The 14230-nt window shown below is 60.2% G+C and carries 14 protein-coding genes, 1 tRNA gene and 1 pseudogene; 10 read left to right on the forward strand and 6 right to left on the reverse strand.

What is annotated here, in order from left to right; genetic code table 11:
* Nucleotides 1–69 precede the first annotated feature (69 nt).
* From B7L68_RS02175 to B7L68_RS02190, 4 genes are read left to right on the forward strand one after another with little or no spacing between them, the layout of a single operon-like run.
* Nucleotides 70–1326, forward strand: a complete 1257-nt coding sequence (locus B7L68_RS02175) for a C/D box methylation guide ribonucleoprotein complex aNOP56 subunit (RefSeq protein WP_081246049.1) — start codon at nt 70–72, stop codon at nt 1324–1326.
* A gap of 22 nt (nt 1327–1348) precedes the next feature.
* Complete coding sequence (locus tag B7L68_RS02180; protein WP_081246050.1) at nt 1349–2056, forward strand: fibrillarin-like rRNA/tRNA 2'-O-methyltransferase; 708 nt, start codon at nt 1349–1351, stop codon at nt 2054–2056.
* A gap of 46 nt (nt 2057–2102) precedes the next feature.
* Nucleotides 2103–3335, forward strand: coding sequence for a molybdopterin molybdotransferase MoeA (locus tag B7L68_RS02185; RefSeq protein WP_081246051.1), 1233 nt, complete (start codon nt 2103–2105; stop codon nt 3333–3335).
* Nucleotides 3323–3763: a molybdopterin-guanine dinucleotide biosynthesis protein B gene (locus B7L68_RS02190; RefSeq protein WP_081246052.1), complete on the forward strand. Its 441-nt coding sequence runs from the start codon at nt 3323–3325 to the stop codon at nt 3761–3763. The genes B7L68_RS02185 and B7L68_RS02190 overlap by 13 nt, the downstream gene beginning before the upstream one ends.
* On the opposite strand, the gene B7L68_RS02195 is transcribed toward B7L68_RS02190, so the two are convergent.
* Together B7L68_RS02195 and B7L68_RS02200 are read right to left on the reverse strand one after the other, a co-directional pair.
* Entirely contained in the window at nt 3749–4906 is a 1158-nt protein-coding gene (locus B7L68_RS02195) for an MFS transporter (RefSeq protein WP_081246053.1), read from the reverse strand. The genes B7L68_RS02190 and B7L68_RS02195 overlap by 15 nt on opposite strands.
* 15 nt (nt 4907–4921) lie before the next feature.
* Nucleotides 4922–5623 (reverse strand): glycerophosphodiester phosphodiesterase, encoded by a 702-nt coding sequence (locus tag B7L68_RS02200; RefSeq protein WP_081246054.1) that lies wholly within the window; start codon nt 5621–5623, stop codon nt 4922–4924.
* Nucleotides 5624–5650: 27 nt separating this feature from the next.
* Here B7L68_RS02200 and B7L68_RS02205 point away from each other — a divergent pair, with 27 nt between their 5' ends.
* Complete coding sequence (locus tag B7L68_RS02205; RefSeq protein ID WP_081246055.1) at nt 5651–6160, forward strand: archaemetzincin family Zn-dependent metalloprotease; 510 nt, start codon at nt 5651–5653, stop codon at nt 6158–6160.
* Here B7L68_RS02205 and B7L68_RS02210 read toward each other — a convergent pair.
* Both B7L68_RS02210 and B7L68_RS02215 read right to left on the reverse strand, forming a co-directional pair.
* On the reverse strand, nt 6096–6698 hold the full coding sequence (locus B7L68_RS02210) for a pyrimidine dimer DNA glycosylase/endonuclease V (RefSeq protein ID WP_081246056.1): 603 nt from the start codon (nt 6696–6698) through the stop codon (nt 6096–6098). The genes B7L68_RS02205 and B7L68_RS02210 overlap by 65 nt on opposite strands.
* A 203-nt stretch (nt 6699–6901) precedes the next feature.
* On the reverse strand, nt 6902–7192 hold the full coding sequence (locus B7L68_RS02215) for a transcriptional regulator (RefSeq protein ID WP_081246057.1): 291 nt from the start codon (nt 7190–7192) through the stop codon (nt 6902–6904).
* Nucleotides 7193–7261: 69 nt separating this feature from the next.
* Between B7L68_RS02215 and B7L68_RS02220 the strand changes: the two genes are divergently transcribed.
* The 3 genes from B7L68_RS02220 (at nt 7262) to B7L68_RS02230 (ending at nt 10472) form a co-directional block, all read left to right on the forward strand.
* Nucleotides 7262–8425, forward strand: a complete 1164-nt coding sequence (locus tag B7L68_RS02220; RefSeq protein WP_081246058.1) for a hypothetical protein — start codon at nt 7262–7264, stop codon at nt 8423–8425.
* A gap of 86 nt (nt 8426–8511) precedes the next feature.
* Nucleotides 8512–9144, forward strand: a complete 633-nt coding sequence (locus tag B7L68_RS02225; protein ID WP_081246059.1) for a TrkA family potassium uptake protein — start codon at nt 8512–8514, stop codon at nt 9142–9144.
* Nucleotides 9141–10472, forward strand: coding sequence for an APC family permease (locus B7L68_RS02230; protein ID WP_081246060.1), 1332 nt, complete (start codon nt 9141–9143; stop codon nt 10470–10472). The genes B7L68_RS02225 and B7L68_RS02230 overlap by 4 nt, the downstream gene beginning before the upstream one ends.
* Here B7L68_RS02230 and B7L68_RS02235 read toward each other — a convergent pair.
* Nucleotides 10404–11234: a mechanosensitive ion channel domain-containing protein gene (locus B7L68_RS02235; RefSeq protein ID WP_238136279.1), complete on the reverse strand. Its 831-nt coding sequence runs from the start codon at nt 11232–11234 to the stop codon at nt 10404–10406. The two genes, B7L68_RS02230 and B7L68_RS02235, sit on opposite strands and share 69 nt — an antisense overlap.
* A 312-nt stretch (nt 11235–11546) precedes the next feature.
* On the opposite strand from B7L68_RS02235, the gene B7L68_RS02240 reads away from it, so the two are divergent.
* Both B7L68_RS02240 and B7L68_RS02245 read left to right on the forward strand, forming a co-directional pair.
* Nucleotides 11547–12917: an MFS transporter gene (locus B7L68_RS02240; RefSeq protein ID WP_081246061.1), complete on the forward strand. Its 1371-nt coding sequence runs from the start codon at nt 11547–11549 to the stop codon at nt 12915–12917.
* Between the two features lie 136 nt (nt 12918–13053).
* Nucleotides 13054–13854, forward strand: a pseudogene (locus B7L68_RS02245) (MFS transporter); the annotation flags it as partial.
* A 210-nt stretch (nt 13855–14064) separates the two neighbouring features.
* On the opposite strand, the gene B7L68_RS08595 reads toward B7L68_RS02245, so the two are convergent.
* Nucleotides 14065–14173: transfer RNA gene (locus B7L68_RS08595), tRNA-Val, on the reverse strand.
* Nucleotides 14174–14230 lie beyond the last annotated feature (57 nt).

Below are 14230 nucleotides of genomic sequence, written 5' to 3' on the forward strand. Positions count from 1 at the left end.
GCGTAGCTGGAAGTAGCACCTGCGGCCCTCCGGCGCAATATTAATTAAGGCCTCTGCTAGTTGTCTCCGATGACGATACACATAGCGGCGGATATTCTGGGCTTGATAGCCCTGGACGATCGAGGGGACGTCGTAGATAAAATCCTCTTCGAGAGGAAGGCCGAGGTGATAGCCGACAGGCTGGCCGAGTTGGAGAAGTCGTCGCCGGTGCCTGAGCTCCTCGAGCTTGCTAACAGGCTTAGGGGTAGGGGGGACAAGATAGCCCTTGAGGATCCCGAGCTGGCCAGGAGACTTTCGGCGGTTCTGCAGGGCATCGAGGTGGTGAGCGAATCGCCTGACCAAGTGGTGTCTGAGTTTAGGCGTAGGTTCTGGGACGTCTATCTGCCCGGTCTGGGCGTCGGCAGGGAGGAATACAGCTCGTTGCTACTAGAGGTCTCCGACTTGATCACCAGGAGGAAGCTAAGGCAGGCTGTCGAGAAGCGCGATCTCTTCATAGCGCAGTCCATAAGCACCGTCGACGATATAGACAAGACGTTGAACCTAATAGCGTCGCGCATCAGGGAGTGGTACGGCATTCACTTCCCAGAGCTCGAGGAGCTGGTTAGGGACAACAGGGAGTACGTTCTGTTGGTCAAGAACATAGGCCATAGGTCCCGTTACTCGCTCGACGCAGTTAGGGACGTCCTGAAGGGAGCGCCCGAGGATAGGGCGAAGAGGATAGCCGAAGCCGCTAAGAAGAGCATAGGCGCCGATATGTCCGAGTGGGATCTCGACCAGATAAGGACCTACGCAGATATATATTTAAGGCTTGACGACTATAGAAATAAATTGTCAGAATATATAGATGAAGCCATGAAAGATGTGGCGCCAAACATAAGGGAGCTCGTCGGCTCGCTCCTCGGCGCAAGGCTCATAAAGCTGGCCGGCGGCCTCTCCCGCCTCGCCATGTTGCCCGCATCCACTGTGCAGGTGCTAGGCGCAGAGAAGGCTCTATTCAGAGCCCTCCGCACCGGCGGCAGGCCGCCGAAACACGGCGTGATATTCCAATACCCAGAGATATTCCGCGCGCCCAGATGGCAACGCGGCAAGATAGCGAGGGCCCTCGCCGCCAAGCTGGCCATAGCCGCCAAGGCGGACGCCTTCACGGGCAATTTCATCGCTGTTAAGTTAAAAGAGGATCTACTTGCCCGCATCCAGGAGATAAAGACCCTCTACGCCAAGCCGCCGCCCAGAGCGCCGGCCGTCAAGCCAGCCAGAGCTCCCGAGAGGAGGCCGGGGCCTCCGCCTAGGAAGCCCTCGGCGAAAAAGCCATCGAGGAAAGAATAAAAGCATGGGGGAGGTGTAGGGCATGTCCATTGAAGTTGTCGACGTGAGGCCTCACGAGAGGTTCGCAGGTGTCTACGTGGCCAAGTTCGAGGACGGCTCCGAGAGGCTGGCGACGAGGAACTTGACGCCTGGCAGGAGGGTGTACGGCGAGAGGCTCATCAAGTGGGGGGACGTGGAGTATAGAGAGTGGAACCCCTATAGGTCCAAGCTGGCCGCTGCGATACTCAACGGGCTTAAGTACGTCCCGATACAGGAGGGCACGCATATGCTCTACCTAGGCGCCGCCTCGGGGACGACGCCGAGCCATGTGAGCGATATAGTGGGCGAGAGGGGGCTCATCTACTCGGTTGAGTTCTCGCCGAGGGTTTTCAGGGAGTTTATGGAGAAGCTTGTCGACCAGGGTAGGAGGAACGTGGTCCCTATACTCGGCGACGCCAGGTTTCCGTTTCAATACGCCCATTACATCAAGGGCGTCGACGTGGTGTATATAGATATAGCGCAGCCGGTGCAGGCGAAGATATTGGCCGACAACGCAGACTATTTCCTGAAGAAGGGCGGCCACGTGATGCTGGTCATCAAGGCCATGAGCATCGACGTGACGAAGGAGCCGTCGGAGACGTTCAAGCAGGAGATAAACGCGCTGAAGGAGCGGGGATATGAAGTCCTCGATACGGTGCATCTGGAGCCTTACGACGTGGCGCACGCGATGGTTATAGCGAGGCGCGTCTAGCCCCGGCGGGCCGCAATAAATATATTGTTAACCGGGCTCTAGGTATATGCGCTATTTGGAGAGGCCGTCGCCTCTATCCAAAATACCGGAGTTCTTGTCGCAGATAAAGCCCATCGAGGAGGCCTTGTCGATCCCGACGTGGGACGCCGCCGGCTTCGTTGCGGCGAGGGACGTGGTTATGCCGCACGACTATCCGCCCAGGCCTAGGGCGGCCTACGACGGATATGCCGTGAACTCGGCGGAGACTCCGGGCGAGTTCACGGTGGTAGGCTCCATATTGGTGGGCCAGTACAGAGAGGCGAGCGTGGGGCGCGGCGAGGCCTACTACGTGACGGTCGGCGCCTTCCTCCCCGAGGGGGCCGACGCGGTGGTGCCGGAGGAGGCGGTGCAGAGGAGGGGCGACAAGATCTCGGTGGCGCGCAGGTACAACGCCTACGATAACGTCGACCCTCCGGGCGCATATGCTCCCAAGGGCGCTGTCCTCGTCAGGAGGGGGCAGGTGCTCACCGTGTTCGACGTGGTGGCCCTCCTAGACGTCGGCATCACCAAGGTCAAGGTCTACAGAAGGCCCAAGGTAGCGATTTTCTCCACGGGGGACGAGCTGATAAAACCGCCCATAGATCCCGACGAGGCCGCGGAGCTTGTGCTGAGGGGCAAAGTCGTCGAGTCGACTGGATCCCTGGTTGAGTGGTATATCCGCAACTACATGCCGTATGTGGAGCTGGCCGATAGGAGGGTCATGGGAGACGACAACGAGGCGCTCAGAAAGGCCGTCAAGGAGGCGCTACAGCGGGTGGACGCGGTCATCATAACGGGAGGGGCGGGCCCCAGCGAGATCGACCATTTCTACAAGCTGGGCTTCGCCGGCATTAGAGGCTTTAGGATGAAGCCGGGCCGCCCCACCTCGGTGGCGTTCGTGAACGGCAAGGTCGTCTTCGGCCTCTCGGGATATCCGATCAGCGCGTTGCACGGCGCCATACGTATAGTCGAGCCGGTGATGAGGCGGATGGCCAACGTGACCGCGGGGCCCGGCAGCGGCTGGGTCTACGCGACGCTGGCGGCGGACGTAGCCGGCGAGCTGGCCCAGTTCGTGAGGGCCAAGGCCGAGTATAGAGACGGCGAGATCGTGGCGACGCCGCTGAGGACGAGGCACCACTCGTTCACGGATCCCGACGCGTCGGGGATTCTGGTCATACCGCCGGGAGGCGCCAAGAGGGGCGATAAGGTCCTGATGTTGCTCTACAGAGATCCCAGAGACTTGGGGAGGTGGTTTGCGTAGTACAGATAACTGGCAATAAGGACGTGGGCAAGACGGCGCTGGCCGAGAGGATCATATCCCTCGCTAGGTCCCTGGGATATAGGGTGGTCGCCGTCAAGCAGAGCCACCACGTCCCCGACGTGCCGGACAAGGACAGCTACAGGATGAGGGCCGCCGGGGCCGACGTGGTCGCTCTGAGGGGCGGCGGCGTGTGGGCAGTGTATTCCGACAGATTGCCGCTCAGCCGCATAGACGCAGACCTGGTGGTGATAGAAGGCTTTAGAGATGCCAAGCTTGGTTTCAAAATACATATAGGGCCCAATCCGCCGGCCGACGCCGACGTGGTCGCATCGCTTGAAGACGCGTTGAGGGATCCGGAGGAGTTCTTGAGGCGGGCCAAGTGCGGAGTGGACGCGGGCGAGCTGCTGGCGTTTCTAGCCGCGCGCTAGCTTGGACTCGGCCTGGCCCAGAAGTATCTTGAACAGAGCCACGGCAACGGCGTAGAGCCCTGCCGTTATGAACAACGGTGCGTCGACCATGCCCGAGCCCATGAGGTAGCCCCCTACGGCGGGCCCCAAGGCTCTGGGCACGCTGCTGAGCGTGTTCCACAGGCCGAAGACTCTGCCGCGCTCCTCCTGGGGGACCAGGTCGTTTATTAGGGCCGATAATAGGGGATTCGCCATGTTCATTAAGGCCGTTCTGGCTACGAAGAGGGTAAGGGCCATCTCGGCCGAGCCGACGAACGGCATCGATGCCAGCAATGCAGTAGCCAGAGACTGCAACGCCACTATGGCGTTGATCCTGCTCCTCAACGCCCTGGCTATCAAGGGCGCCGACGCCGCCCCTAGGGCGAGCGTCAGGTCCGACGCCGCGTAGAACGCCGCGAGGCTTCCCATGGAGACGTGGAACTTGATATAAAACCATAGAGAGAATAGAGGTATTATGACTCCGGCCCCGAGCCCTATCAAGGACTCCGGGATGAGCCGTTTTAGCAACCAGTAGGATTTCAAAGCCCTCAGATCGAGCAAAAGCCTGCCTCGCTCCATAGCCGCGGCGGGCTCCGATAGGGATATCAAAGCCGCAGACGCCGCTATCACCAGGCCCTCCAACAAGAAGAGAGCCTGGAAGCCGGGTATGCCCGCGGACGTTATGGAAGTCGAGAGAGATCCCAGTGCGGCGAAGAACGAGGAGAGAGATGAGGAGAGCGAAAAGGCCTCGTTAGAGAGTCCTCTAGCCTTGGCGTGGTCGCCGAGAATCGCGCTGTATACAGTTCCTCTGTTCAACAAACTTGCAGATATGTAGGACGCGACGACAACGAGGGGCTTGGCCGCCGCCATGGAGGCCGTGAGGGCGGCCGATGCGATCGATAGCGCGTAATAGAGGCGCCTTCTATCGTATATATCGGCCAGATAGCCCCACAGCAGAGATCCCGCCGTCATCGCCGCGGTGGATATGCCGTAGACGATCCCTATCTGCGCGGCATCCAGCCCTATCTTGACTAAATATATCGAGAGAGCCACTTGGTTCGCGCCCCATATGAAGCCCGCCAGGGACCCCGCCAGTATTAAGCTCCAATAGCCCGCTCCGCGCACTTGCCTTAAGAAAGCCTATCGGTTAAATTTATTCCGTACGGATACTGCGAGCTCTACGTCGTCGCTGGCTATTCCGTCGACCCCCCGAGACCAGAGCCCCTCCATGGTCCGACCATCGTTGACGGTCCAGGCCACGACCTTAAGGCCCATCCTGTGGGCGAAGTCCACAGCTCTGGCGGTGGCGAGCCTATGATGGGGTAGCACCAAGTCGAGGCCCAGCCTCCTCGCGTCGGCTATTCTGCCCGGCGGCTTGGCGTAGATCAAGCCGAGGGGGACGAGGCCCTTAAGCGGGACCAGAGCCTCCTCATGGAAGCTGATCACGGCCGTCCACGACGCGGCGCCGACGCGCCTCAACACGTCGCCGACCAGCCCCGCCGCCTCTGGGTCCTTGACCTCAACGAACACTCCGGCTCTCCCCGCCACGGCCTGTAGCGCGCCCTCCAGGGTGGGAATAGGCTCCCCGTCCACCCTGTAGCCGGACAGCTCGCGCCACCGCGCTTCCTTTACCTTCAAGACGCCGTCCGGCGCCGTCACCGCGCCGTCGTGGATGACCACCACCACGTCGTCGGCGGTCTTCCACACGTCCATCTCGATAATATCCGCGCCCGCCTCCACGGCCGCGACGAACGAGGCGATCGTGTTCTCGGGCCTCCTACGGGGAAAGCCCCTGTGGCCGACCACAGCCTTCCTCGAAAGCGCCTCGAGGACTCTATGCATAAAATAAATTGGCCCCATATTTAAAACGTGGCCGAGGTCCTCCTGTTTACGGAGGTGGACATAAGCCGCCGCGTGGTCGAGACCGTCGAGTCGTCCTTCAGAGGCCTGTTGAGGCTGGCCGTCACGAGGGCCGATTTAGGCGAGGCCAAGGCGAAGGCCTACGACAAGGACAGGGGGCAGATTAGGGCGGATCTGCTGCTGGACCTATTAAAGCCGGCGGAGAGGAGATGGCGGAGGTACGTATACGTGGTTGAGGGCGACGGCTACGCGCCCGGCCTCAACTTCGTCTTCGGCGTGGCCTACGGCGACAAGGCCGTCGTGTTCACCGAGAGGCTGAGGTCCGCCGCCGAGCTCTTCGAGCTGAGGCTGGCCAAGGAGATCACTCACGAGCTGGGCCACACCTTCGGGCTGGGCCACTGCGGCGACCCTAGGTGCGTCATGTACTTCAGCAACACGATAGGGGACACAGACCTCAAGGGGCCCGGCTTCTGCCCCCGATGCTTCGCGAAGCTCGAGAGGGCGCTTTCGGGAAGATAGACGAGCACACGGTCCTGCCCGATTTAAGCTCGTCGATCAGGCGCCTGTAGGAATCGTACACGTCGAATATCCAAGTGTTGACGCCCTTGATGGGCACGGGCTCCGTGTTGAAGACCTCCTCGAGCTCCTCACCGCTGAACCGCCTCAAGTAGTGGCAAGGCTCCTTGAGGAGCAGAATCCTTCGATACTCCACCTCGTGGACGTGCGTTATCGGCGTGCCGGCGGCCCCCCTTACGGATCTGATCAACGGCCCCACGTCGGCCAGCGAGATGTTGTTGGCGAACCCTCTGGACCTCCACTCGGCGACGGTCGCGTTGAAATAGCCCACCAAGTCGTCGAGGTAGGGACGTCCGTCGTTGTAGTACATTAACACTATGGGGTGGTTTAGCCAGCCCCTCCTGCCGTCGTTCAGAACGCCCATACGCCTCAAGATGGCGAGAATAACCTGTTTGGCCTCCACCCTCTGTTTGCCCAGCCGCCTGTCGTCCAGAGCCCACGCCGATTTATGCCAGTCCACGTAGGGCCTGAATATCTGCATGGCCTACAGAGGCCGCCTCGTGCCCGTCTGCGCGCCCTCGGCCCGAGCCCCCTGGGACTGACGCGGCCTGCGCATCAGCCCGCGGCGGAAGGCTGGGCAGGTGCGCGGATGGCGCCCCATCCTCCGCGGCCCACCGCGATGAAGCCAGCCCCGGGCTCCGGGCAGCAGACCCCACGGGATGGAGACCAACTGACGATGGAAGGCTACTGCTGTTGGGCCTGCCCCTTATCCTGTTCCTGCATCTGCCTCTCGATCTCCTTTAGCGCCTGCTCCACCTCCTTTTCGATCTCCTCGATGGGCTTCGGGGGCGGGGTGGTCGCCAGGGCGTAGCCCACCCAGCCCAGTATGCCGAATACGGCCGCCACGGCGAGGAACGCAGTGGCCTCCAAGACCACGATGGAGTATTCAGTCAAAAAGACCAGCCAGGCATAGGCGACTATCACGAGCACCGATAGGACGAGCAGAGCTATGCCGACAGCCTTATCCCTATACATAAGCCTCAAGTGTAGGTCCGTTTTTAAAGATTCACGGAATCGGCTAAAATAGGATAGATCGAGTTTTCCGTGAAGATCGACACGGGCAGGCTGCTCGCCATCGCGTCGTTGGCGTTGGTCCCGTCCGGCCTGGCCCTCCTATATCTCCAGATGTCGTTAGCCCATTTCCTGTCGCCCCTGCTGGAGAAGATCGCCGTGGGGCCATACGATGGCCTAGTGCCGTACCTAGCGCTGGTCTTCACGGGCTCCGGCGCGTTTTTGGCCTTGATCCTCTCCCTAGAGGTGGTCGCCGGGAAGCTGTTCGGCGTAGGGAGGGGGGTCTATTTGATAAAGGTCAAGTCACACGGCGCGAGGCCCTACGGCATCACCACCGGCGGGCTGACGCGGTGGATCTCCCTAGTCGTGCTGGGCGGCGGGGAGGATCCCGACCTCGAGAGGTTCGTCGAACTGCACGAGGAGGCCCACGCGAGGCTCAAGCACCCGGCCAAGGTATGGACGGTGGGCGCCATCCTCTACGGAGAGGTGGCGGCTCTGCCTGCGACGTACGCCTCTCTGGGCCCGCCGCCGGCCTACGTCTACGCGTTCTCGGTCGCCTTAGCCATCTCGACGGTCTATGGGCTCTTCGTCTTGGTGAGGGCTCTAGAGGTCGAGGCAGACGTCTACGTCTTCAAGAACATGGGGCTGAGATCGCACGACCTATTCGTAAAGCTCATGAAGATGCGCTACGGCAACTGGCGCCAGCCGTTACGCTCAAGGCTAACCCATACGCAGGGGGAGTTCGTTCTGCTCTTGGGCGACCCCATAGCGGCGCACGCGCCCTGGGAGCACCTAGTCCTGTTCTCGCTCCTGTCGTCGACAGCGCTTCTGCCCAAGATAGCGGCGAACTTCGCCCCGGCCTATCAAGACCCCGGCGCCTACTACGTGTTGACGTTCCTAGCGATTCTGGTTCTGAGCTATTTTCTCTCCATGGCGGGCGAGGCCGTGCTCAGAAAGATCGTGAGGATCAAGCTGACGGACAGAGGCTACACCAATCTGGCGCGGTTCGCCACAGGCCTCTCGTTGACTATGGCGACCGTATCGACCTTGACGCCTCCCGTAGCCTCGGCGATATTGTTAGCGCTAGGGAGTTTTATATATTATAAAATTATTAAGAGATATATTAATAATATATATTTATTACTAATATATCTTATTATCATAATTATAATAATACCATTATTTATCTACATATAATAGGTCATATATCCGGGCGGCGCCTCGGTACGCGGCCCCCTGATCGTAGAGCGTCTTAGCTTATATTTGGGCCTTAATGACTTGACGTGGCTAGAAAGGCGCTGGTGTTGGACAGCGGCGACGATTTGACGAAGCTCGTCGTGGAGGTGCTGGCGGACAATGGATATATTATTCATCTAATTTCCAATGAATATAGAGGTAAAGAATTTATTAAATATCCAGTATATATACATACAATAAAATCGGAGTCCTATGAGAAACTAATAGAGGGGATATGCCTTGAGGACGTCGAGACGGCCCTGTTCATCTCGCCGAACGACTCGCTCAACGTATCTCTGGCAAAGCTGTGCAGATCCAGGGGGGTGCCGCGCGTGATCGTCACGTTGAGGAACCAGGCGGCAGAGGAGGAGGCTACGGAGTACGGCATCACGGCCGTGAGCACGTCGCGGTGCGTCCTCGGCAGGCTTTACAGAGTGCTCAACTTGAAGTACACCAAAATAACTCCCCTTAGGGGCGACTTCGGGCTTCTGGAGATGTTCGTGACCGCGGACTCCAAGCCGCTCGGCCGCGGCCTGGCGGAGATAGAGGAGTCGTATGGCGTGAAGGTCGCCTTGATGAGAGACGACGAGATCATCACGTCGCCCGACGCCGTGGCGCAGGAGGGCGACTACCTGATCGCCATGGGGGCTATCGGGGCGCTGAGAGATCTCTCCTCATGAGCAGAGACTGGCTGAGGCGCAGGCTCAACGTCTTCGATATATACTCGCTGGTGCACGCCGACAGCCAGTCGACTTTCTACTTCATTCTGGGAGTTGTAGCGGCCGAGGCGGGGAGGTACACATTCCTGGTCGTCCTCTACGGCACGGCCTTGATGGTAGCAATAGCGCTGGCCTATGGCGAGATGGGGTCCCGGTTTCCCGAGACCGGCGGGTCCTACCTCTACGTCAAGACCGCCTTGGGCAGAACTTTCGGCTTCTTCTCCGCGTGGCTCCTAGCCCTAGACCAGGCTATAATGGTGGCCTACGGGTCGCTGGACGGCGTCCTCTATCTGGCCAACATGCTGTCCTATTACGGGGTCGACGTGCCGTACCTGGTGGCCAGAGCGCTGTCGTTCCTCGTGGCGCTCGGCCTCTTCGCCATCACGTTAGTAGGCATAAAGGAATCCGCCAGAGCCGCAACAGCCATCGCCTTGCTGGACATAGCCGTGGTCGGCGTGCTGACGGTGTTGCTGGGCCTCGCCGCGAGCCTGAGGACACCCCCTCCCTACTTCTCCTGGGGCAACGTGCCTCCCAGCGACGTGTGGGCCGGCCTCTCCTACGCGTCGAGAGGCTACACGGGCATGGACGCAATAGGCCAGCTGGCCGGCGAGGCCGAGATGCCGCTGGTGCAGGTGCCTAGGGCGGCCGCGCTGGCCGCAGGCCTGGGGGCTCTATACGGCGTAGGCTTGACAGCGCTGTTGATGAACAGCGTGGCGTATCCGGCCGTGGCCTCAAACCCGGCCACGGCTGTGGTGCAGATAGCTGCGTCGATGCCCTACGGGAGGTGGCTTGTCCTTCCCGCCGGCGTCGTGACGGCTGTGGTGCAGATAATGGCCGCACTGGCCGGCTTCGTCGCCTTTTCGCGCCTGCTCTACAAGCTAGCCGAGGAGCAGTTGCTACCCGCAGTCTTCTCCAAGGTGCATAGAAGATTCAGAACGCCGCACGTCTCCCTCGTGCTGTCGGCTGCCGTAGCTTCCGCCCTGCTGGTGCCTGGCGAGATCTATCTGATAGTGGACGTCTACGCGATATCCTCGTTGATAAACTACCTGTTGGTGTCCATATCGCTTCTAGTAGTTGTGCGCCGCGGCGACCTCTACGGGGCCGTGAGGTCGCCGACTGTGAAGGGCATATCGCTGGTCGGCGCAGTCGGCGTAATCACCACGCTGGCCGGCGTGCTCCTATCCACGTTGGTCAGATACGGCGAGCTGTGGATAATAGGCCTATGGGCCCTTGCCGGCGCCCTTCTTCTGCTCCGTAGCCGCAAGAAGGGAGTACGCCCTGTCAAGTAGGGAGTAGCGAATCTCCTCCTCCCTCCGAGGGTCCCTCAGGATGCCCCGCGCGACCAGCACGACGCCTCTGTACCCTATGTGGTCCACGTCGATCCTGAAATTCTCAACGCCGTATTCCGAGGCGACCGAGCCGAGCTCAGCCCTAAGTCTGTTTATATCTATTTTATATGGTATATACATATATATCCTAATTTCATGTCCCTCTTCTACTTTAATAATATTAAATATTTCATGTATTAATTTAGTATATGGTATATACACTAAGTTACGCCGGAAATCCCTGACGACCATGGCAGTCGGCCTCATGGCGACCACGTAGCCCGCCGTCTTGCCCACCTGCAGATAGTCGCCTATATGGATGCCGTGCACCCTGGAGACCGCTATCCCGGCGAAGTACTCCTCGACCAAATGCCTGAGTGCTATCAGAAGGCCGGCGAGGGCGAACGCCAGAAACAAGACCGTCAGAATAAACAGAGCGTAGACGCTATACGCCAGCGTCTCCATGCCCAGAAAGATCGCCGTAGCTAACAGAATCGACACGGCGTTGAATAGAGGCATCGGCTCGATGCTGAGCCCCTCAGCTAGGCGGGAAAACCCCATACGGGCCGCCAGATAGGAGGCGATCGCGGCGCCGAGAGCCGCCGCAGTGACGGCTAGGCCGAGGTCCATGGGCATATGGGGCGATTGCCGTAGCCTTATATAGATCCTGCCCGCTGTGGGCGATCCGTCGCGCCTAAACGCGCGTTGCCTGCGAAAGTCCATACCGCCTATCGGCTGCAAATCGTACAGATCTCTTCCGGGGCTGGCCTATGTCTGTCCAGCCGCGCGAGCCGCAGGCCGGCGAGCCCTTAGGCGCGCCGCCGATCCTGGTCCTAGCCGCCGTGTCTCCGGTCGCCGGGCGCTCGGTCCCCAGCCTCGGAACGCCCCGCTACCTACGCCTCCGAGGCGGTCGTCCAGGCCGGGGAAGAGAACGCAACAGGGCTACGGCGCCGGCGATTTCTATGCACATGTAATCTCATATATTCTTCGTACTTTTTACAACGATATAGATATATATAAAAAATTATACCATGCATGGACCAGCCGACAATAGCCGGCCGTTTGGAAAGAATTCCATGGACTTCATTCCATACGCGCCTAATTATATTGCTAGCTATAGGCGAATTCTTCGAGCTATACGACCTATTCGTAGGCGGCTTCGTGACAGTTCCCGTACAGAATTACTACGGAATTTCCCTCACGGCATCTGTATACTACGTAGTCGCGTCGCTGTTCCTCGGGGCTTTCGTGGGCGCCGTAGTCTTCACGTTGATAGGAGATCTGTGGGGCAGAAGGACTGCGCTTCTGTTCAACCTAGCCCTCATGAGCGCCGCCTACCTCGCCACTCCCTTTGCGCCGAGCCCGGAGGTCCTCGGGCTGTTGAGATTCGTCGCGGGGCTGGGCGTGGGGCCCGAGGCGCTGCTAGTCCTCGACATAATGATCTCCGAGTTCTTCCCAGCCAAGATTAGAGGGAGGGCTCTCGCCACCGCCTACACGATCAGCTGGACCGCGCCTCTGGCGTCGGCCCTGCTGGCCTATTTGTTGATACCCAGACAGATCTTGGGGCTCTACGGGTGGCAGTGGCTGTTCATAATAGGCGGGCTCGGCGTGTTGTTGCTACTGCCGTTCCGTCTGCTGATACCCGAGTCCCCCCGCTGGCTCGAGGTGAAGGGCAGAACCGCTGAGGCCGAGAGGATCGTGGCCGAGATGGAGGAAATCGCCGTTAGGGAGAAGGGCCAGCTGCCGCCGCCGGCCCCGGTGCCCGTCGTAAAGGCCGAGAGGATTCCTCTCGGCAGGCTTTTCGGCGAGCTTTTCAGCGAGGAGTATATGCGGAGGACCGTAATGTTGTGGATCTTCGAGTTCCTGCAGACCGGCGTGTACTACGGCTTTGCGAGCCTAGCCCCCTCCGTGTTGTACAGCAAGGGCTTCACTTTGGTTAGGACACTCGAGTACTCTGTGTTGATATATACATCGTATCTCCTATCTTCATTGATATCGATCTTCTTGATAGACAACGTTAAATTCGACAGGAAGTGGCAGGTAGCGCTTATCGCGTTGTTGATGGGCATCGACGGGCTGGCCTTCGGCTACTCGACGACGCAGGCGCAGGTCGTGGCCACCGGCTTTATATTCGGCCTCCTGGCCAACGTGTTCTCCAACGCCTTCCATCAGTACGGAGCCGAGCTGTACCCGACCAGGATAAGGGCGTTCGCCGACGGCGTCCAGTACTCGTTGAGCCGCCTAGGCAACTACATCTGGCTGTCCCTCCTCCCGCTGGTGCTCGCGTCGTACGGCGCCTTCGCCATGTACGCCGTGGTCTTCGCCATGGCGGTGGCCGTGTTTCTAGACGTCGGGATCCTCGGGCCCAGGGCGTCGCAGATAGAGCTGGAAAAGCTCTCCAGGTGAAATAGGCCTTTTTCACATCGCCTATATTTAAAAGGGGTCCGCGCCTCGCCTTGCGGTGAGGCTATTCAGCTACATATTGGCGTCGAGGGCCGTGTACGCCCTCCTGTGGTTCTATCTATCGCCCCTTCTCCCGGCCATGTCGAGGGATCTCCACGTGTCCGAGGCCCAGCTGGGCTTTCTGCCTGCGGCCTTCATAGCGGGCGCGGCCGCCGCCCAGATCCCGGCAAGTCTGGCGGGGTCTAGGATAGGCGACGTGAGGACCGCGGGGCTCGGTCTGCTTCTGCTGGGCCTGGGGTCCGCGCTGACCGCGGCCAGCCCGACGTGGGGCGCCGCCTTGGCTCTGCGGGCAGTAGCCGGCGTCGGCGCCGGGCTTTTCTTCTCGACGGCGGGCGCGGCCCTAGTGGCGCTGAGGCCCCGCGAGGCGGGCAGAGCGCTCGGCCTGTACAACGCGTCGTTCAACATAGGCGCCTTCCTGGGCTACTACTGGGGCTACGTGGCGGAGCCGCTCGGCTGGAGGATCGCGGCGGCCGCTCCCGGCGTAGCCGCGGCGGCGATGGCGCCTCCCCTGATAATGCAGGGCGGCTTCAAACACGGGGCTAGGCCATCCCCCTCGGCCATCTGGCTGGGCCTCGCCTCATTTCCGCTGTGGGGCGCCGTCTACGCCGCCAACAGCCTCGCCGCCGCGTGGCTCCACTACTATAGAGGCCTCCAGGCCTCCGAGGCGGGGGCGATAACCTCGGCGTCTATGTTGTCCGGCCTCCTCGGAGGCTTTCTAGGCAGTATATACGACAAGGCCAAGGACAAACGCGCGGTGCTCCTCTACTCCGCGGTACTTTCGGCCGCCCCCATGGCAGCTCTGCCCTACCTTCCCACCGCGGCCGCGCCTCTGTTGGTGTTCACATACGGCGTAGCGTATACCATATATATCACGGCAATCTACGCGGAGGGCTCCAGGAGCGGCGCGCCCGCATCGGCCCTAGCAGTCATAAACGTAGTAGACATGGCGCTCGGTCTCAATGCAAGCTATCTATTCTCGTTCACCATGGCGCTCAGCCCGCCGTCAGCCTGGGAGGTAGATGCCGGCCTAGCATTGGCCTCAGCCCTAGCCACATTTGCCCTAGCCGGACGTATATCGAGTAATAAGGAATGGTGGGCCCGCCGGGATTTTTAGGCGGGTTCCCCTGAACCCGGGATCTCCCGCGCGTGAGGCGGGCCTTAGGGAATTGCTTTCAATCCTACCGCTAGACTACGGGCCCCTTGCCGTACATTCCGTCGATATTAAAAGCTTTTTCCCGACGTAGCCTTACGGCATC

Source organism: Thermoproteus sp. CP80, from assembly GCF_002077075.2.
Classification (GTDB): Archaea; Thermoproteota; Thermoprotei; order Thermoproteales; family Thermoproteaceae; genus Thermoproteus.